Raw genomic sequence first — 19,348 nt, 5'->3', positions numbered from 1 at the left:
CTCACTTATGTGCAAAATATTTCGTACTTTTGCAGCTGAAATGAAGAATAAAGGATATTTATACGCATTATATGCACTATTTTTGCTCGCTGCCTGTGCCGACAAGAAACCGCAGCAGGAGCTTACGCCATGGGGAACTCCCGTAGGCGAAATGGAGTATGCTGACAACTCTGATGGGGCTGATGGCGATGAAAAGAAGCCTGCTTCAACCAGTAAGGGGCTTTCGCTCGAAGATATTCAGGCCAATGGTGAGCTCATCATGCTTACCGTTAACGGCCCTACTACCTATTATGATTACCACAGCCACGGAATGGGACTGCAATATCTGCTCTGCGAGAAGTTTGCCCAGCAGATCGGCGTGTCGTTACGCGTAGAAGAATGTAAGGATACGGCTGAAATGGTGCGCAAACTGGAGAAGGGAGAAGGTGATGTGATTGCCGTGCCCCTACCCCGAAAACAGACCAGAGGCAACCTGCTGTTCTGTGGTGTTACGCCCGACAGCACCCGAACTCAATGGGCTGTGCTGAACGGTAACAAGAGTCTTGCCGACACCCTTAACGGCTGGTTTAAGCCTAAGCTGATTGCTCAGGTCAAGCAGGAAGAATCGTGGCTGCTTTCTTCTGCCAGCGTGCGCCGCCACGTTTATTCACCATTCCTGAACCGTTCTAAGGGTGTTATTTCCCGCTACGACCACCTCTTCCAGCGCTATAGCGGAACGGCTCGCATGGACTGGCGTCTGATGGCTGCCCAATGTTATCAGGAGAGCTGTTTCGACCCGAATGCTAAGTCATGGGCTGGAGCTTGCGGACTGATGCAGATTATGCCAGGCACGGCTGCCCATCTGGGTTTGCCGATGAGCATGATTCATGAACCTGAGGCAAATGTGGCTGCGGCAGCCAGATATATGGCGGAACTGCAGGGGCATTTCTCTGACGTAGGCGACCCTTTCCAGCGCATGCTTTTCGCCCTTGCTTCTTATAATGGTGGCTATTTCCACATCAGAGATGCGATGTCGCTGGCTCGCAAACATGGTCAGAATCCGCACAACTGGGGCGTGATCCGCGATTATATTCTGCGCCTTTCTCAACCGGCTTATTACACAGACCCGGTAGTGAAATATGGTTATATGCGAGGCACGGAGACGGTTAATTATGTAGATAGAATCAGAGCCCGCTGGAGCGAATATAGCGGTGGTTCAGGCTTCCATGAGAGTCTTCGTGGCAGCAGCGGTATGGGCAGCGGTTCCTTCCATGGAGCCCCTGTTAAATCCAAGCGCCACTACCAGAATAAGTACCATATATAATATAAATAGGGAACGCAGTGCGTTCCCTATCTGTTTATCACTTGTAACCTATAGGATGGTTATCCAGATACTTTCGTCTCGGTCGCGCGCCGCTGTCATGGCGTTGATGAGCCGCTGCAGCCAGATACGGGAGTTCACCACCATGCCCACGAACTTGTTCTCCCCAACGAGGATGCAGCCTTGTGTATCGTCAGGATAATTGCCTGCATGGATGCGGATGCCCTCGAAATTCGGCACGCCCACCAGCAATGGCAGCCAACGCTTGAATCTTGGAGAATACGATATGACCACAGGATAAGTACCCTCAGGAATGGCAGTATGGCCAGGTACCTTACGAGCCTTCACGCCGCTCTTGCGGCTATAGCGGGCATCCACTTCCTCTGGCTTTAGCTTGATACCCAGCAGATTACGCCATGTAGGCTCCATGGTATCACAGAGATAGGTATCCTTGGACAACAGCTGGCTGTCAAAGGTATGAATCAATTTGCACTTGTCGTCCTTCTTCTTGCCGGGTAGCGAGTTACGATTTACACTACTATCGGTCAGCAGATAGAGTCTGCCGATGGTATAAGTTCCTTTTTTAGCTATACGCTTTAATACTATTTCCATTTTGTTTGAATGTTAAGTGTTAAACTATTTTGCGTTAAAACATCTCAGGTCGAGTCCGTCAGAACGGAATAATAGCTTCTTAAAACTGAATAACTGAATACTGAACACCTTTCCGCCCTGCTTTCCGTCAGCTCCGTCGGCATTTACTCCCTTCGGAGGAATTTTCTCGATATAATGGCGGTTCACCCAGTTTCTCAGCATCGTCGCCGTACCCTTCTTTCCGAAGTCGTTCTGCAGACGCACCATTTCAGCCTGCGCATAAGTGAAGGTGTCAGGCAATTGCTGCAGCAGGTTGGCAGGTCCTCGCTTGCTCGATTTCTCTCCTACCTCATTAGCCTTGGCTATGCTGGCGCCAAAGAAAATCATCTTGCACCACAGGTCGTAGCTCTCGCTCCATCTGATGAACTCTTCTATTTCGGGTTCCCATTTGCAGCCGTTTGCCACGTATAGCACACAAGCCTTGAGAAAGGCAATTACGTTGCCACGGAAGGAGAGATTCTCGAACACCCTGTTTTGCGACATGCGCGAAAAGTCGGCGTTCTCATCCTTCAACTTTTCTGCCAGGGCAGAAGCCTCAGCGCAGTCTATCCTACCCGACGCCTTGCACAGATTCTCTATGTACGGTCTGAGCGCCTCTCTGAAGGCTTCGTCGTATTCGCCGTATACTGGCATTTCGGCACCGATTTCCCGCTCCGGGATAGTACAGAAGTTGATGCGGCTGATAGGTCCGTCGGTGAGCACCTTTGAGAAATATCGCTGCCCCAGCTGGACGGTGGTCGATGCATTCCAGTTGAACCGGATGGTGACGCGCTCGGTGATACTCGATGTGCCCACGCGGGTCTGACCGTATGAGTTCCCAGGATCAAAGGCAAGGCACATAATCTTGAACTGCTGGTTGCCCTGTCCCTTGAGGGCATCGAACTGGTCTATCTCGTTGAGCGTTGTATAGAGGAAATGCTCCTGAGCCTCAGCTGTGCGCATCACGAATGCCGGGTTGGTCATATCGGCGTCTATCTCCTGGATGATGAGGTTTTCCGGACGCTTGCGCTTATCCTTGTTGGCACCCTTGCGTGTCACCTCTTCTTTCCATTCCTTCTCCCGTTGCAGGTTCTCACGGTCGCGCTGCCTGATGTCCTCCATTATCATGTTGATAGGCATCTGCACACAGTTCTTGCCTGCGCCCGTGCCCGCCAGCAGACAGCACATCAGGGTAGCCTCGTGCTCCACATTGTCAATATACTTGAAGGTGGTCTTACAGAGGTGTGTAGCAAGTGGCGGGAAGATGGCGTGTGCCACGGCTGGCTTGTATACGTCCGGTGTCTTCGATAACAGCAGCTCCACGAGTTTCGGGAGATGTTCGGGCATCGGAGGCGGAGCTAATTTATCATCTTCCGCATTAATATCCGTGCCGCCCTCGGAACTCTCGGTTTTTAACGACACGGCATCCTTCTGGGAGGACTTCTCTGCCTGGGCATTGATGCGGATCACGGCTTGCGACATCGGCTTCGAACTGTCACCATATTTCGCATAGAAGTCGTGGATCAGCTGCTGGCAGTCATGCTCCTGCGAAAAGGCAGGCATCTTCTGTGCCACCACCGCCTTCAGTTCCTCTTCGGGCATCACTCTCGATGCGCCTGCGCTCATAATCGCCAGGAGCGATGAGTGGCGGGAGCCTGGGGTGTTGATATCTACGTCCTTCAGACCTGCCGCATTGCGGAAGAGGTCGAAGGCTGCTAGATTCTTGCCGGTTGCCACAGTGCCAGCATCCTGATGAGCTCCAGCAGGGCTGAGATGAGCAGCATGAGCAGCATTGCTATCACTAGGTTGGGCAGGCTGAATAGCAGAGCCAGAAGAAACAGCGTGATGGCTGTCAGAGCCCGGAAGTCGATGGTCTTGAACATTTTGTTGAGTGTTGAATGTTGAGTGTTGAATGTTGAATGGTTGGGGCTGAGTGCCCTGTTGCTGTCTTCCGTCAATGGTGAGCCCACGGTCCAGGTAGGCTTGTCTGCGCTTTTTCAGCTCTTCCTGTGGCAGCACCTCGTACCAATGGGGCGAGCGATAGATTTCTGACGCCTTGTCGGTGATGAAGAGCATACGTTCTGGCGTGATACAGCTCTCGTCGTAGGGCACGCCCAGCGCCTCGCAATAGGCTCGCTGCGTCTCCTCGATCGTCATGCCGATAGGCATGCGGATGTCGATGTGCAGCTTCTTGCGGGCTGAGTACTCCAGGTGCAGCAGGGCTCCGTTCCAGATGGTGTCGCTGCAGTTCAGCTCCCGTGCCTTCTCTATCGCCTTGTCCACATATTCCTTGTCGTCCACATCGATGGTGGTCTGGAAGAGGAAGCTTTCGGGCACGGCATTCTTCTGCGAACGTCTGTTGTCTCGGAACTGGTAGTAGTGAGCGCAGCGGAAAGGCAGCTGCTTCTTCAGTTCATCGTTACCCCCACGGATGGCAGCTACCAGGTCTGCCATCCAGGGATAAGCGATGGTTTTGTCGTAGACCGAGAGTGGCTGGGAGCTTACGCTCCCCTTATTGCCATTCTTGTACGGATTATATGCTATAATATGTTCCATCGTTTTTTTGAATGTTGAATGTTGAGTGTTGAATGTTGAATTTAATGTTGAATGTTGAGTGTTGAATTTAATGTTGAATGTTGAATTGACTAACGGTCGCAAAGGCGCTAGCCTAATTCAACATTCAACACTCAACATTCAACATTCTCCCTAAATCCGGCAATCAGTTCCTTGTGCTCTGCCTTGAGGTAGCGCAGCATGTCCTGCTTGTCCAGGTCCCGGCTGAAGGTATAGTTTACCTGCACCGTGCGCTTGGTGGTGCGCACCACGGCATGCTTGGTCTTGAAGATTTCCTCGAAAAGCTTCTCGCCCGTACGCTCGTAAGGCTTGAAGTCGAGCACGTCACCTCCCTTCTCGCCTGAGCATACCATTCTGCCCGGTATCACCTTAGGCTGTTCACAGATAACCTCGGTATCGTTCCATGGCGCCTTGCGGAAGGCGATGGTACCGTTTTCCTCACTGATAATGGCTCCGTCCACCTTCTGGGCGTTGAGGAGCTGCTTCTTTGCTGCTTGTTTCATAATCGTAATAACTTGTTTAAAAGATGAATAATGTTAGTTGATTCGTATATCGTTGATATACAGGCCGTCGGCAGCATATCGGATGTCCATCGGTTTTTTCAGAGGGTCATAACAGACTCTTTTCATCATGACACATTCATAACACCAACATCTGTCCTCGTCCTCCATCACAGGCTGGATAAAATCCTTGACCCACTTGTAAAACAACTTACGCTCCGAATCTTTCGAACAGCCAACCGTCATATCTCTCACCACCTGAGAGTCTACGAACGTCATACTTCTCCAAGCCAATTTACTATTTCGATTTACCTTGTCAGCATTGCCAAAGAATTCACCGAAAAACAAACGAGGTTTAAAATCCTTCGGAACCTTTTTGGTTTCCGCTTCCACGTATATTTCTACCACTTTTCCCTCCGTATCGGCTAATACTGGGAACAATTTATCTCTGCCGATATCAGTGATGGCTACCAAATCCTCGATACAAAAGAACAATCCTTCTTCGTTGTTCACCACTCTCAATCCGCCATACTGCGGATGATAAAATACATAAGCATTTTCTGCCATATCAATATATCATATTAAAGGGTTGGACTGCGAGTTATTCGCCAAATTTCAGTTTCAGGAACGGTACCGGATTCCTATAAACAAAAAACGCCCGCAACCAGACTTTACTTGTCTGATTACGGGTGCAAAGATAGGGCAAAAACACCTATGGGAAAAATAGGAAAAATAGGATTAATATTTATCCCATAAAAAAAAATCATCTATGGGCAAAGAAATCAGCCACTTTATCATCCATTTCTTGATTTTTCATGTCCTCACAATGATTGAAGACATTGTAGAACGATTTTATCGTAACTTCTTTTCGTATATGGCAATCATCGGTAAGAAATCGATAAATGGCATTGGCACTAACGATGTGCTGCGGTGCCAAGATACCCCTTCTTCTCCAATATCTGATAAACGCAAATATTGCGATATTCATTGGTGAAGACTTGCTCGCACTGGTAGACATAGAATTTAGGCCATTTAGGGTGAGAAATTCTATAAATAAAGAGGCTTGCTCGGCGGTCGTCTCTTCATCTTTTACAGAAGATGCTTCATCAGACACAAAAAGGTATTCTTTTTTTCGGCCGATTCTGGTACCATTTTTCAATGGTTTTCTATTCCTTTGCTCCAGGTATTCATAATAGCCATCCAGAGTGGCGATATAGGCATCAAGCCTAGGAAGTTCAGCTTCAACCAAATGATTGTCTATTCTGTTAAAGGTCTCCAAGTATCGACGTACTACGAGCGCATCATGATAATCTCTTTCCTGCATGGCAACATCTACCAGTAATTGTGCGTGTATGCTCATATCCATAGGAGGGAACGCCTCAAATTGTAAGTATACTCAATAAACTTGCTGTTGCCATTCAATTGAATGACCACGCAAAAAAGGCCGAATCGCCCATACTTCAGTATCAAGCGCACGAGCTTGATTATAAATCTCCCCATAATTCGAAATTTATAATAGTTAGTAATTAAGTTCTTTGTCGCTCATTCCTTAGTAGAGGACGTTAGAATTTGTTTGCGCTAACAATTTTGCTGGTACAAGCAAATGCCAGGAGAACTATAAGGGAATACACCCTTAGGGGACAGTTGGTCTCCGATTTCATCATATTTTACTTTCTTTTTTTAGGTATTTATTTATAGATTAGAACTAGCCTCAAAATGAGTTCGCTAACACATAATGAGGCGGAAAAACTCACTTATATATTACTTCATAAAAGCCAGCAAGTCCTTTCCCTTATGCATAAGGTTGAGAACCACTACGGCTTGCATTCCGTAAATTTTCTTATATCTTTCTTTCATCTCATACAGCATGGTAAGCTTGGATTCCCTTTCCCTTACATATTTCTTATAGTTCTCCACCGCCTCTATTTCTTGGTAAAGATAATAGCCGATGATGTAGCAGAATTGTCTGATGGTCTCAAAAGATTTTGAGGTATCTTGCTGTCTTAGTTCTCTAATGGTATCGTAAGAAGGTCCAAACTCCAATTTTATTATTGTGGGGGTTGTGATTTCCTCCACTAGTATGTGGTCAAGGAGTGCTCCCACTTCCTTGACAACCTTGCCTCTCATATAGCCGTCGGCATATGAATTCATGTAACTACGTCCTTTTCCCATAATTTCTTTTTTTTAATTTCGGTGTGAAATTACAAAGAAAGAGCGAAATAAAAGGGTGTACTACGATTCCTTAATTCGTAATATGAGTACTATTATTTTTCTGATTTTTAGATTTTTGACAAAAAAGAGGGAAAAGTGAGCATTCTTGCAGCATCACTTCTCCCTGTTACTTTTATGGAATTTTTATGGTAGGTGCAGCACTCTGCACTGCTTATTTAACTTGATTATTAACTATAACAGAGTTCACTTTAAAAAGTATTTTTTGGGTTCTTTATCCTACAAAACGCCATTTGATTATCAGATGATTACATTTGAAGAAATTATCAAAAATGACTTTTTAAAGAGAGAGGACGTGCGCATTTTATCATCTCACTTCCTCTCTTCTACTCACAAAGTTAAATTTTAACGTTTATCATACCTTGGCCTTACTTCGAAAACATTATTCACCTGCACAATGTTTCGGTGTTCTGAAGCAACAGATTCTTCAGCTATTGTATCACACAACCCTATAAAATTACTATAACATATTTCCTTATTCATTTTTACAACATCCGTTACAATAGAGTCCTCATCAATATCTAAATAAGAAACTTGTCTTTTGCATCCTTTCTCCTTAAGTATTTTACGAATATTGTCCAAAGCACCTTTTTTGTTTATAATAACAACTTCAGTATCAGAATCATGATCCGTCTCGAAGAATTCCTTAAAATAATCATAATCTATACCAACTAAACTCAGTCCAAATATAACGATTCGTTTTGACTGATTAAGAGTATCAGTTAAACTCTTTTTTGCATCATAACCAAGCTGAGATGATTTACGAAGGAAGTATAAAGCTTTAGGCATTCTCTCATCATCATTAGTTCCAAATATAAGGCCAGGATGGAGATTTGACCTATTCCAAAAGTCTAACGAATTATGTAAAAAAACGAACATACCTGCTAAGTCATCAGCCTTTATTCCGATAGGAGGAGAACACGGACCCTTTACTTTTTTATCGGTAAAAAATTGCAAATAGAAACTAATGCTAGACGGGTCATCCAAATAATTAAACGAAATAATTTTATTATTAGGAAATTCCCATGTTTCTTTTGCTATTTTTCTTTCAAGCAAGGATGCGAGCAAATCTTTTGCATTTTTACCTGAAGCCCCAAGAATGGCAGCAAAGATTCGATAAGCGGGACAAAGACTGTCATTGTCTGGCTTAGCATCACGAAGAAACTTCACTAGCTCCTCTTTAAGGAGTTCTATTCCTTCTTTTACTTCTGAAACAATCCCATTTGTAAAATTATCATCCGTTTTGTTTAAATCTTCCAACTCTTTTAATCTCTTGCCGTTATCACTTTCAAAGGTATAATGTAGAATTATATCCTCAAAATCGTACCAATATTCTTTACTCCCCTTTTCTCCTATAAAATTTAAAAGAGAATTACCAGAATGTTCTTCCCAAAAACCTTCGTCTTCCAGCTTCTTGAAAAATTCTGCATAACCGGTATGTTTACCCATACTTAAATCAAACCCATTTCCAATGATGAGTGTTGTATTTATTGCCTTATCCATAATCAACTATAAATTAAATTTATTTACTAATTCCACCTACATATTCTGAATCTTAGTGGATATACCAGATATGTAGAGCAGAACAAATATGCAATATGCATCTTGCCTAATGAAAAAAACTGAATGTAAAACCATCTCTATACCAAAAAGGGATAGTTTTCGGTACGTTGTACTTACCCACTATTCAGAATGCATGTTCATCAAAAGAGTGGTGGGAAATGCAGATGTTCGAGTTGTACTTACCCACTATTCAGAATGCATGTTCATCCTTAGATAAGTATTATTCTGCATAACAGGCATTTGCTTAATAATAGAGCTCTCTTATTTCTGCTTCTTAACATCTGAAACGTCACTGCTTTTGGCATTTCTTCGTTTCTGCTTACGATGCTCCACAGACTTAACTTCGGGGGTACACCTCCCTAGGGAACTATTGCTAATTCCAAAATTTTTAATATTAATAGCAGCATTCACATCCCTATCCAACTTTGCACGACATGAAGGACACACCCATGAACGCTGACTTAACTGTAAACCTTTAAATATTTTTCCACAACAGTGGCAAGTCTTCGAAGAAGGAAAATAACGTTCAATTTTGATGAAGTTGATTCCTTTCGACTTACATTTCTGCTGCAGCTTGATACGCAACATGCCCATAGCTGCATCAACTATAAGCTTATTGCGAGAACGTTTTTGCTTATTATGCTTACCATGTTTCTTGTCCTGCAACATACCATCCTTGATTGAAAGATTTTCCACACAGATAGTTTCATAACCTTTCTTAATAATATCTGCTACGACATTATTAATAAGATCATTACGTTGATTGCGAATACGATTCTGAGCACGAGCAACCTTTACTCGTGCCTTTTCCCAGTTTTTTCCGCCTTTAGTCCTTCGAGACAAAATACGCTGCAGATGAGCCAGATGACGTTCCGACTTTCTAAACTTATCACTAGCAGGGAACTTTTGACCATCTGATAATATTGCTAGGTTCTTAACACCTGCATCAATACCAACAGCGGTTTCCGGTTTTATTGCAGGTGGTTCCGGATAAGAACCTTCTGTCTCTACAATAATACTAACATAGTATTCACCAGCGGGATTACGACTAATGGTACAAGTCTTGATTTTTCCCTCAATCTTTCTACTAAATATACATTTGATACCTTCTTGCATTTTAGGCAAATATAATTTGCTTTTATCATAAGAGAAAGATACGTCCTGATAAGTTTGATAAGATTGATTCCTGTCATACTTTGCCTTAAATCGAGGGAAACCGCTTTGATGCTTAAAAAAGTTCTGATAGGCAGTATCCATACAACGGAGTGAAAATATCAAGGCCTTTGCATCGACTTCTTTTAACCAAGATGTTGCAGCATCTTTTTTCATAGCAGGAAGTTGAGACTGAATATCAGTTAAAGAAAGAGACTTCTTCTCCTCCTCCCATGCCTTTTTCCGCATGGCGAGCCCCCAATTATATACCCAACGACAGCAGCCGAAAGTCTTGGCTATCAACTCTCGCTGTTCCTTATTGGGATACAATCGGAACCTACAACTATTATCATGTCTCACTTCCTTAGTCATATTGCCAACAAAGATAGGCTATTTTATTGAAATAGACAAATATTTTAAAAGAAAATTTTAAATCAGCAACCAGTAACGAACATATATTCAACAATATTATGATTTAATATTTTGACTCTGACTTAATATTTCCTCAAATCCGCAAGCAATCTCAATCGCAATCTCAATCGCAGTAAAGAGCTTGAACACTATGCATCATGATAGTATGAGCGTGAATTTTGTCCGATTTTTGCACACCTTCCCCTTCCCCCACAATGCGACTTGAGGTAATACGCAGATTAAAACCATAAGGAACGGATTTTATCCGAATCCAGTTTTGAAGGGTTTTGCATAAGCGCGGTTCTCAGTATAGATATTCAGCACGTATTGCCTTGCAGTCATGATCCACTTGGCAGGTACGGAGATGAATCTGAAGACAAAAGCCTTTATGCGACTCGTTTTCTTGAGCCCAAAAGCCTTGGTGTCAAGCCTGCTCATGATGGTCTTGTAGAAATTGTGTATCAATGCAGTAAGCAGAAGAAAGACAGTATTCTCCGCCATGAATGACTTGGGGAGCCTGCTCCAACCGAATCCGTTGTTCATGTCGTCAAAGATACGTTCCTTGCCGCCACGCAGATTGTAGAATTCAACAATGTCCCTTGTCGATGACTTGTAATCGTTGGTCAGAATACAACGGTAAGTGTATTCGCCTTCCCACAGGTCAAGGTCGCCACTGTTGCGTCTTTGTCTCTGGATGACAAGACGATAGCACTTGTCTTCCCATTTCTCAACGAGAATGGAATTGAGTTCGAACTGGATGCCGTTAATCTCCTCCGTCTTCCATCCTCTCAGAGCAAAGATGTCATTGTAGAGCGAACTGCATCGGTTGGCACGGATGTAGAAAAGTTTGCAATGCTTCTCTATCTCACTGACGATTTCCTTCGAGCAGGAACCGCAGTCTGCCCTGAAGCGATTTACACGGATGTTCTGGGATTCCAGAAGAGCGAAGAATCTCTTATGGGTGTCTGCCTGATGAAAACGCACATTCGTGTTGCCATCGCTGTTCTCGATATAGACTATCTTGTCACCGATAACATATACGCCAGGCCTGTAGCCGAGGAACTTCTTGTAGGTCGGTTTTGCATCATACTTCTCCGTTTCAAGGAACTGATGGTCAAAGTCAACATCGTATTCCTCAATTTCCTTCAACTCGCCTGTAGAAACCAAAGCGTTTATAAGCAATGTGTTGAGTTTGTCTGCAGTATTGAAATCATAGGTCTTGCCTTGGTCGGAAGTATAGGAGATGTTTTCCTGTGTCAGTTCCTTGATGGCTCTGAGGATGGTATCAGAGCTGCATGTACGAAGGGTAGGATGATACGAGAGATGGCGCATCAGTTGTGACGTTACATCTTCCACGCATGAGCCGCCACAGAAATAAACGCTCATCAGCGAACGGACTATCTCGCTGAACTGATATCCGATGATACTGCTGCATCTCTGACCCAGTGTTGAGTCGATAACGGGTGAAAGCATGGAGTCAAATTTCTCCATGATTGAAAAAATTTCTCCATGATTGAAAAAATTCCTCCAAAAGGTGTGAGTTTTTCGAATTTTATTTGTACCTTTGCCGCGCCTTGTTACGATTTTCGCTTGTTTTCTAATTGCAACACTAAGATAAGTGAAAAATCTGACATGGCAAAATCCTGAGCAACTTTTTGTTGCTCAGGAACTTATAAATAAAGTTAAATTATAGTGTTGCGGAATTAAGGTTAATTGCAATTTTATGGTCACTTATTTTGATGCATGTGAGATTCTTGAAATGCTGTCTGAAGCATCTGTAAAGGTGTTTCTGGACGGCGGTTGGGGTGTCGATGCACTTATAGGCAGAGAAACAAGAATACATAACGACATCGATCTGTTCGTAGAGAAGAAAGACTATGGTAAGGCCATATCCGTGATTACCTGGAAGGGATACAGAGAAGTTGTAATGGACTATACGACCGATAGCCATACTGTCTGGAAAGATGACAACGGAAGAATAATCGATCTGCATTGTTTCGAATATGTCGAAGATGGAATTCTATATGACGGATACACTTTCCCAAGCGAAACTTTCTCAGGTAAAGGAAATATCGGGAATATTGAGGTAACATGCATAAACCCGGAGGCACAGGTACAGTTCCATCTTGGATATGAATACGATGAAAATGATGTCCACGACGTCCTGTTATTATGCAGAACTTTCAATCTTGAGATACCGGAGCAATATAAAACTCACATCTGATTCAATATGCTATGATTACTGATAGTTATGATATTGAAACTGAACCAATGATCAATCTGTTTGATTTCTACGGCAGACGTGGAGATTTTGCAGATATATGCCTGATAATATTCTCGAAGGAGATTCATCGGCATTTACTTGATTCCTACGAATCTGAAATTATTGCAACTATGCCGGCTTGCAATGGCGATACGCATATCTATAAAACAACTTATAAAGGAGTTACGATAACTTTCTACCTGTCAGGAATAGGTTCAGCAGTAGCATCCTCTCAATGTCATCTTGCAAGCTGGCTAACTGGAGCATCAAAGTTCATTATGTTCGGTTCCTGTGGCAGTCTTGACCGTACAACCACACAAGGTAGATTTATCATACCGACACAAAGTTACAGAGGGGACGGGTGTTCATATTATTTTGCAGCACCATCCGACTATATTGATATAGCCGCAAGCAAGGAACTTTCCATAATTTTCGACAAATTATCTGTACCATATATTACAGGTAAAATATGGACGACAGATTCGATGATCAGAGAAACAAAAGGACTTGTACGCAAACGTATGGAAGAAGGGTGCATCGCTGTAGAAATGGAATTGGCTGGAGTTCAATCTGTGTGCGACTTCTACAATTTGAAGTTGTATGCTTTTTTTGAAACAGGTGACATTTTGGATACAAATGGATATGAAGCCAAAGGCTTGAACAATGCCAACCATAGTTTAAACAAACTTTATATTGCTTTAGAAACGGCAACCTACATCTGAAGTATATCAGAATTGTAAATTCCCATTTAGCGGACTATATAAAAAGTATTCCATAACCATCTATACGTGGTTTACGGAATGCTTACTTTATAACAATTAGGTTTACACTCGTTTATTTTGACGGTGCAAAGTTACTCATGCTATCTGGCTCCCACAACGGGCAATAGTGCACATTTTCAAGAAAATGACGTTTTCAACCTAAAATCCGCAACTATCATCCAATACACGATTAAGGGTAGATTTATGAGTCGTTAGTAGCAGCTTTCAGTAAAAAGCAACAGCACAACATCAATATGTAGCCAACATCCCCTTACCCCACGATGCGACTTGAGGAAATACGCAGATTCTAACCGGAAAGAAAGGATTCTTATCCGAATTCTGTTTTGAAGGGTTTTGCATAAGCTCGGTTCTCTGTGTAGATATTCAGCACGTATTGCCTTGCAGTCATGATCCACTTGGCAGGTACGGAGATGAATCTGAAGACAAAAGCCTTTATGCGACTCGTTTTCTTGAGCCCAAAAGCCTTGGTGTCAAGCCTGCTCATGATGGTCTTGTAGAAATTGTGTATCAATGCCGTAAGCAGAAGGAATACGGTGTTCTCTGACATGAACGACTTGGGGAGCCTGTTCCAGCCGAATCCGTTGTTCATATCATCGAATATACGCTCTTTGCCCCCACGCTTGTTGTAAAATTCGACGATGTCTCTTGTTGATGAGTCATAATCGTTGGTAAGAATGCATCTGTAGGTGTATTCACCTTCCCACAAGTCAAGCTCTCCATCCATGCGCTTTTGTCTCTGAATGACAAGACGATAGCACTTGCCTTCCCATTTCTCAACAAGAATGGAATTGAGTTCAAACTGGATGCCGTTGATTTCCTCCGTCTTCCATCCCCTCAGTGAAAACAAGTCATCGTAGAGCGAACTGCATCTGTTGGCGCGGATGTAGAAGTGCGTGCAATGCTTCTCTATCTCACTGACAATTTCCTTCGAGCACGAACCACAGTCGGCTCTGAAGCGATTCACACGGATGCTGTTGGCTTCCAGTAGGGCAAAGAATCTCTTGTGGGTCTCAGCCTGATGAAAACGCACATTCGTGTTGCCATCGCTGTTCTCGATATAGACTATCTTGTCACCGATAACATATACGCCAGGCCTGTAGCCGAGGAACTTCTTGTAGGTCGGTTTTGCATCATACTTCTCCGTTTCAAGGAACTGATGGTCAAAGTCAACATCGTATTCCTCAATTTCCTTCAACTCGCCTGTAGAAACCAAAGCGTTTATAAGCAATGTGTTGAGTTTGTCTGCAGTATTGAAATCATAGGTCTTGCCTTGGTCGGAAGTATAGGAGATGTTTTCCTGTGTCAGTTCCTTGATGGCTCTGAGGATGGTATCAGAGCTGCATGTACGAAGGGTAGGATGATACGAGAGATGGCGCATCAGTTGTGACGTTACATCTTCCACGCATGAGCCGCCACAGAAATAAACGCTCATCAGCGAACGGACTATCTCGCTGAACTGATATCCGATGATACTGCTGCATCTCTGACCCAGTGTTGAGTCGATAACGGGTGAAAGCATGGAGTCAAATTTCTCCATGATTGAAAAAATTGCTCCATGATTGAAAAAAATCCTCCAAAAGGTGTGAGTTTTTCGAATTTTATTTGTACCTTTGCAGCCTTGTTACGATTTTCGCTTGTTTTCTAATTGCAACACTAAGATAAGTGAAAAATCTGACATGGCAAAATCCTGGGTAACTTTTTGTTGCTCAGGAACTTATAAATAAAGTTAAATCAAAGTGTTGCGGAATTAAGGTATAAATGGAAAAATACAACAATTGGAAACTTAAGTTTTATACAATATGGGCAGGGCAGGCAGTATCATTAATCACTAGTGCCATCCTGCAAATGGCGATTATTTTTTACCTTACAGAAAAAACAGGATCTGCGATGGTCTTGTCTATGGCTTCACTTGTAGGTTTTTTACCCTATGCGGTCTTTGGACCAGCCATTGGTGTATTAGTGGATCGTCATGATAGGAAGAAGATAATGATTGGTGCTGATTTAATTATCGCAGCAGCTGGGGCCGTGCTAGCTATTGTTGCATTGTATATGGAGTTACCTATCTGGATGGTTATGGTAGTATTGTTCATCCGTAGCATTGGAACAGCTTTTCATACCCCGGCTCTCAATGCGGTTACTCCACTTTTAGTACCAGAAGAACAGCTTACGAAATGTGCAGGCTATAGTCAGTCTTTGCAGTCTATAAGCTATATTGTTAGTCCGGCGGTTGCAGCACTCTTATACTCCGTTTGGGAACTAAATGCTATTATTGCCATCGATGTATTGGGGGCTGTGATTGCATCTATTACGGTAGCAATTGTACGTATTCCTAAGCTAGGTGATCAAGTGCAAAGTTTGAAACCAAATTTCATAAGAGAAATGAAAGAAGGAATGGCTGTACTACGGCAAAATAAAGGATTATTTGCTTTATTACTCGTTGGAACATTATATATGTTTGTTTATATGCCCATAAATGCATTATATCCTTTAATCACTATGGAATATTTTAATGGTACACCGATGCATATTTCTATTACGGAGATTGCTTATGCCTCTGGTATGTTGATAGGGGGTCTATTATTAGGGTTATTTGGGAATTACCAAAAGCGAATCTTATTAATAACGGCATCAATTTTTATGATGGGGATAAGCTTAACCATTTCAGGATTACTTCCTCAAAGTGGATTTTTCATATTTGTAGTCTGCTGTGCAATAATGGGGCTTTCGGGTCCGTTTTACAGCGGTGTGCAAACAGCTCTTTTTCAGGAGAAAATTAAGCCTGAATATTTAGGACGTGTATTTTCTTTAACTGGAAGTATCATGTCTCTTGCTATGCCAATTGGGTTAATTCTTTCTGGATTCTTTGCTGATAGAATCGATGTAAATCATTGGTTTTTACTATCAGGTATTTTAATTATTTGCATTGCAATAGTTTGCCCAATGATAACTGAGATTAGAAAATTAGATGCAAAATAAAATAAAGGGCGAAATTTCTGGGTCTGAGGGACAGGTACATTGGTTCACTCTTTAGGGTCGATGAACCTGTCCCCGATGATTCCTGATGGCTCTGAGGATGGTATCAGAGCTGCATGTACGAAGGGTAGGATGATACGAGAGATGGCGCATCAGTTGTGACGTTACATCTTCCACGCATGAGCCGCCACAGAAATAATCGCTCATCAGCGAACGGACTATCTCGCTGAACTGATATCCGATGATACTGCTGCATCTCTGACCAAGTGTCTGGTCGATAATAGGTGAAAGCATGGAGTCAAATTGCTCCATGATTGAAAAAAATCCTCCAAAAGGTGTGAGTTTTTCGAATTTTATTTGTACCATTGCAGCGCCTTGTTACGATTTTCGCTTGTTTTCTAATTGCAACACTAAGATAAGTGAAAAATCTGACACGGCAAAATCCTAGGCAACTTATTGTTGCTCAGGAACTTATAAATAAAGTTAAATTATAGTGTTGCGGAATTAAGGGTATGGACTTTAATAAAGCTCGATTATTATATCTTATCGTATTTTTCCTGTATTCCGGCCTAAGTGTGTCCGGACAATCGATTCATGTTTCAGGAAGAGTACTTCAACAAAATACGCAAACACCTATTGAGTTTGCTAATGTCGTTCTATTCAAACAAGATTCAGTCTTTCTGAAAGGAACAACGACAGACACTATCGGAAGATTTGAATTTGAAAATCTTCCCACAGATAATTATGTGCTGTCAGTATCCTGTTTAGGATTTGAAACAAAGCGGATTTTGATACAGAATCTGACGGAATCAGCACAAATAGATGTGTATTTGAATGAAAATGTTTTGTTACTTGGGGAAGTGGTGATTTCTGCTTCTTCCACAATAAACAAGATTAACCAACGGATTGTGTTCCCGACAAAATTGCAAATCAGCCATTCTGCCAACGGAATGCAATTGCTGAATACAATGATGCTTCCCGGCTTGAACATCAATCCGATGCTGAATACGATTTCATCATCCGACGGCGGGAAAGTCATTTTGCAGATTAACGGCGTAAATACCACGCCGGAAGAAATTCAGACCTTGCAACCCCGCCAAATCAAGCGGATAGAATATTCGGATTATGCAGGTATCCGATACGGACATGCTTCCAAAGTTATCAACTACGTGGTAGTAAGGGATGATAAAGGCGGTGTTGTTGGTGTGGATTTGATGAACTCGCTGAATATCCTTGCAGGGGGCGATGTTTTCTTTGCCAAATTCAACAAAGGAAAATCGGAATATGCTTTGAACTACACCGCAACGTTTCAACGCATCAACACGAATAACAGAAATCGCACAGGTAGTTATCAGTTTGAAAATTCATCCCCTATATTGAGGGAAGAAATCAGTGCCGGAGGTGATTATTCGTACCAAATGCATGATTTTTCGCTGACATACAACTATCAGCAGAGCGATTCGGCTTTTTTCAATGCCAAGTTGAAATATAATCTGAGCAATCAGCCTCACAACGATTTCAACAGTTTTCTAAAAGAGAATGGCACGGACAAAGGGTTGATTTTTGACGGAAGTCAGCAAAAAATTAATGTTCCTACCATCGACTTGTATTACCAGTATGGTTTACCCAAAAATCAGAAAATATATGCTAATGTGGTGGGGAGTTATGCGAACGCAGCATCTTCGCGGAATTACTGCGAATACAACGATGTTGATACTCTTTACAGCGAACGTTCGGAACTGTTTTCCGATAAATATTCACTGATTGCCGAAGGCATATACGAAAAAGGATTTGCCCATGGAAATTTGAAATTCGGGATAAAACATATTCAGTCGTTTACAGAGCAGACAATTAATCAGGGCGAGGAATTCAAATCGGATTTGAATCAGGCGGAATCGTCGGTTTTTGCAGAGTGGTTTTATAGTAAGGGCAAATTCAGCTATAGCTTGGGACTTCGCCTGAATCGCCTGCATTTTTCCAATGTATCTGTTACCAAAAGCTATTACCATTTCTTACCCAAAGCGATGGTTGGCTATCGGTTCAGTGATAATTCTTTTATCCGGTATGATGCGGAGATGAGTCAAACGAATCCAACCCTGATGGAGTTGGCCGACACGGAAATCCGTCTTGACTCGTATCTTGCCGAGAAAGGGAATCTGTTGCTTCAACCGTACCTGAATCTGAATAATAATTTATATTACGAAAACAGAAAAGGGTTGTTCGCTTTCAATGCAAGCCTGCATCATCACTACAAACACAATCCTATCATGGAATCGAAAAGAGAACATGGAAATGTGTTCCTGACAATGCCCGAAAACATGAAAGATTGGAATAAGTATAATGCGGAGATAACATTGAAAGTAGGGATGATAAAAAACTTCCTGCAATTTTCGGTTACAGGAGGCTTCAACCACTTTGACAGTCGTGGGAACAACTATTCGCATACCCATTCTAATTTTTATTACAGGGCAGATGTTTTGGCAATGTATAAGAAATGGATGCTGATAGGCCAGCTACAGCCTTTTGACGAAAGGTTATACGGCGAAACCGTCATAAAGGATGGTAATTATCACTACTTGGCTATCCGGTACAATGCGACTAATTTTTCTTTTGGCATAGGTGCGTTCAATCCGTTTAAGAATGTTTCCCGAACCATTATGGAAAACAAAAATGCACAAGCGCCTTTCCGAAGAGAAAGTTTTAGCGATGCATCCCGAATTCTCGTTGCCACGCTCACTTGGAATTTTAATTTCGGAAAAACTCATCTTGTCGGTACTAAATCGCTGAATAATCAGGATACCGACTACGGAATCAAAGGAAGTTATAAGTAAGATTAGGTGTTGATTTCAACAAATTCTGTATTATGTATTTCTGGCAAATCTATCACTAATTATCTTTCAGCGACATGTTGTTGCTTCGCGTTCACTGAATCCTATCGGAATTCAGTGAACGCCTTTGTGTGTCGTCAACT

General features: G+C 42.6%; 13 protein-coding genes and 3 pseudogenes. 5 read left to right on the top strand and 11 right to left on the bottom strand.

Going from position 1 to position 19,348, the window contains the following annotated elements:
• The first annotated feature begins 40 nt into the window (after positions 1 to 40).
• Positions 41 to 1,303 (top strand): transglycosylase SLT domain-containing protein, encoded by a 1,263-nt coding sequence (locus ONT18_RS03920; protein WP_264904186.1) that lies wholly within the window; start codon positions 41 to 43, stop codon positions 1,301 to 1,303.
• Between the two features lie 48 nt (positions 1,304 to 1,351).
• Here the strand turns inward: ONT18_RS03920 and ONT18_RS03915 are convergent, their stop codons facing one another.
• From ONT18_RS03915 to ONT18_RS03875, 9 genes and pseudogenes are all read right to left on the bottom strand, one after another.
• Positions 1,352 to 1,912: a DUF5675 family protein gene (locus tag ONT18_RS03915; RefSeq protein WP_264904184.1), complete on the bottom strand. Its 561-nt coding sequence runs from the start codon at positions 1,910 to 1,912 to the stop codon at positions 1,352 to 1,354.
• 24 nt (positions 1,913 to 1,936) lie between these two features.
• Positions 1,937 to 4,486: a hypothetical protein gene (locus ONT18_RS03910; RefSeq protein ID WP_264904183.1), complete on the bottom strand. Its 2,550-nt coding sequence runs from the start codon at positions 4,484 to 4,486 to the stop codon at positions 1,937 to 1,939.
• A 131-nt stretch (positions 4,487 to 4,617) separates the two neighbouring features.
• Positions 4,618 to 5,007 (bottom strand): hypothetical protein, encoded by a 390-nt coding sequence (locus ONT18_RS03905; RefSeq protein WP_264904182.1) that lies wholly within the window; start codon positions 5,005 to 5,007, stop codon positions 4,618 to 4,620.
• Positions 5,008 to 5,040: 33 nt separating this feature from the next.
• Positions 5,041 to 5,571 (bottom strand): hypothetical protein, encoded by a 531-nt coding sequence (locus ONT18_RS03900; protein WP_264904180.1) that lies wholly within the window; start codon positions 5,569 to 5,571, stop codon positions 5,041 to 5,043.
• A 196-nt stretch (positions 5,572 to 5,767) separates the two neighbouring features.
• Positions 5,768 to 6,370 (bottom strand): hypothetical protein, encoded by a 603-nt coding sequence (locus ONT18_RS03895; protein ID WP_264904178.1) that lies wholly within the window; start codon positions 6,368 to 6,370, stop codon positions 5,768 to 5,770.
• 395 nt (positions 6,371 to 6,765) lie between these two features.
• Positions 6,766 to 7,176 carry a hypothetical protein gene (locus ONT18_RS03890; RefSeq protein WP_006849335.1) on the bottom strand — a complete coding sequence of 137 codons (411 nt, stop codon included), beginning with the start codon at positions 7,174 to 7,176 and terminating at the stop codon, positions 6,766 to 6,768.
• 402 nt (positions 7,177 to 7,578) lie between these two features.
• Positions 7,579 to 8,736: a bacteriophage abortive infection AbiH family protein gene (locus ONT18_RS03885; protein ID WP_264904175.1), complete on the bottom strand. Its 1,158-nt coding sequence runs from the start codon at positions 8,734 to 8,736 to the stop codon at positions 7,579 to 7,581.
• A gap of 321 nt (positions 8,737 to 9,057) precedes the next feature.
• Positions 9,058 to 10,320: a transposase gene (locus tag ONT18_RS03880; RefSeq protein WP_264904173.1), complete on the bottom strand. Its 1,263-nt coding sequence runs from the start codon at positions 10,318 to 10,320 to the stop codon at positions 9,058 to 9,060.
• A 300-nt stretch (positions 10,321 to 10,620) separates the two neighbouring features.
• Positions 10,621 to 11,915 (bottom strand): annotated as a pseudogene (locus tag ONT18_RS03875) (IS1380 family transposase).
• Between the two features lie 167 nt (positions 11,916 to 12,082).
• Here ONT18_RS03875 and ONT18_RS03870 point away from each other — a divergent pair.
• Positions 12,083 to 12,583, top strand: coding sequence for a nucleotidyltransferase domain-containing protein (locus tag ONT18_RS03870; protein WP_006743465.1), 501 nt, complete (start codon positions 12,083 to 12,085; stop codon positions 12,581 to 12,583).
• Between the two features lie 11 nt (positions 12,584 to 12,594).
• Entirely contained in the window at positions 12,595 to 13,344 is a 750-nt protein-coding gene (locus tag ONT18_RS03865; protein WP_006743466.1) for a nucleoside phosphorylase, read from the top strand.
• Between the two features lie 367 nt (positions 13,345 to 13,711).
• Here ONT18_RS03865 and ONT18_RS03860 read toward each other — a convergent pair.
• Positions 13,712 to 15,006 (bottom strand): annotated as a pseudogene (locus tag ONT18_RS03860) (IS1380 family transposase).
• A 156-nt stretch (positions 15,007 to 15,162) separates the two neighbouring features.
• On the opposite strand from ONT18_RS03860, the gene mef(A) reads away from it, so the two are divergent.
• Positions 15,163 to 16,380, top strand: a complete 1,218-nt coding sequence (gene mef(A) / locus ONT18_RS03855; protein WP_005816151.1) for a macrolide efflux MFS transporter Mef(A) — start codon at positions 15,163 to 15,165, stop codon at positions 16,378 to 16,380.
• 81 nt (positions 16,381 to 16,461) lie between these two features.
• On the opposite strand, the pseudogene ONT18_RS03850 reads toward mef(A), so the two are convergent.
• A pseudogene (locus tag ONT18_RS03850) lies at positions 16,462 to 16,743 on the bottom strand (IS1380 family transposase); the annotation flags it as partial.
• A gap of 146 nt (positions 16,744 to 16,889) precedes the next feature.
• Here ONT18_RS03850 and ONT18_RS03845 point away from each other — a divergent pair.
• The gene (locus ONT18_RS03845) at positions 16,890 to 19,208 is read left to right on the top strand and encodes a TonB-dependent receptor (protein ID WP_264904105.1); all 2,319 of its coding nucleotides are present in this window, start codon (positions 16,890 to 16,892) and stop codon (positions 19,206 to 19,208) included.
• Positions 19,209 to 19,348 lie beyond the last annotated feature (140 nt).

It is taken from the genome of Segatella copri (assembly GCF_026015295.1).
In the GTDB taxonomy this organism is placed as follows: Bacteria; Bacteroidota; Bacteroidia; order Bacteroidales; family Bacteroidaceae; genus Prevotella; species Prevotella copri_C.
The sequence above is the reverse complement of the archived record's forward strand: the minus strand, read 5'-3'. Positions and strand labels throughout refer to the sequence as shown.

Coding starts and splice junctions, on each gene's coding strand:
- ONT18_RS03920 (WP_264904186.1), top strand. CDS start 41: ATGAAGAATAAAGGATATTTATACGCATTATATGCACTATTTTTGCTC.
- ONT18_RS03915 (WP_264904184.1), bottom strand. CDS start 1,912: ATGGAAATAGTATTAAAGCGTATAGCTAAAAAAGGAACTTATACCATC.
- ONT18_RS03910 (WP_264904183.1), bottom strand. CDS start 4,486: ATGGAACATATTATAGCATATAATCCGTACAAGAATGGCAATAAGGGG.
- ONT18_RS03905 (WP_264904182.1), bottom strand. CDS start 5,007: ATGAAACAAGCAGCAAAGAAGCAGCTCCTCAACGCCCAGAAGGTGGAC.
- ONT18_RS03900 (WP_264904180.1), bottom strand. CDS start 5,571: ATGGCAGAAAATGCTTATGTATTTTATCATCCGCAGTATGGCGGATTG.
- ONT18_RS03895 (WP_264904178.1), bottom strand. CDS start 6,370: ATGGATATGAGCATACACGCACAATTACTGGTAGATGTTGCCATGCAG.
- ONT18_RS03890 (WP_006849335.1), bottom strand. CDS start 7,176: ATGGGAAAAGGACGTAGTTACATGAATTCATATGCCGACGGCTATATG.
- ONT18_RS03885 (WP_264904175.1), bottom strand. CDS start 8,736: ATGGATAAGGCAATAAATACAACACTCATCATTGGAAATGGGTTTGAT.
- ONT18_RS03880 (WP_264904173.1), bottom strand. CDS start 10,320: ATGACTAAGGAAGTGAGACATGATAATAGTTGTAGGTTCCGATTGTAT.
- ONT18_RS03870 (WP_006743465.1), top strand. CDS start 12,083: ATGGTCACTTATTTTGATGCATGTGAGATTCTTGAAATGCTGTCTGAA.
- ONT18_RS03865 (WP_006743466.1), top strand. CDS start 12,595: ATGATTACTGATAGTTATGATATTGAAACTGAACCAATGATCAATCTG.
- ONT18_RS03845 (WP_264904105.1), top strand. CDS start 16,890: ATGGACTTTAATAAAGCTCGATTATTATATCTTATCGTATTTTTCCTG.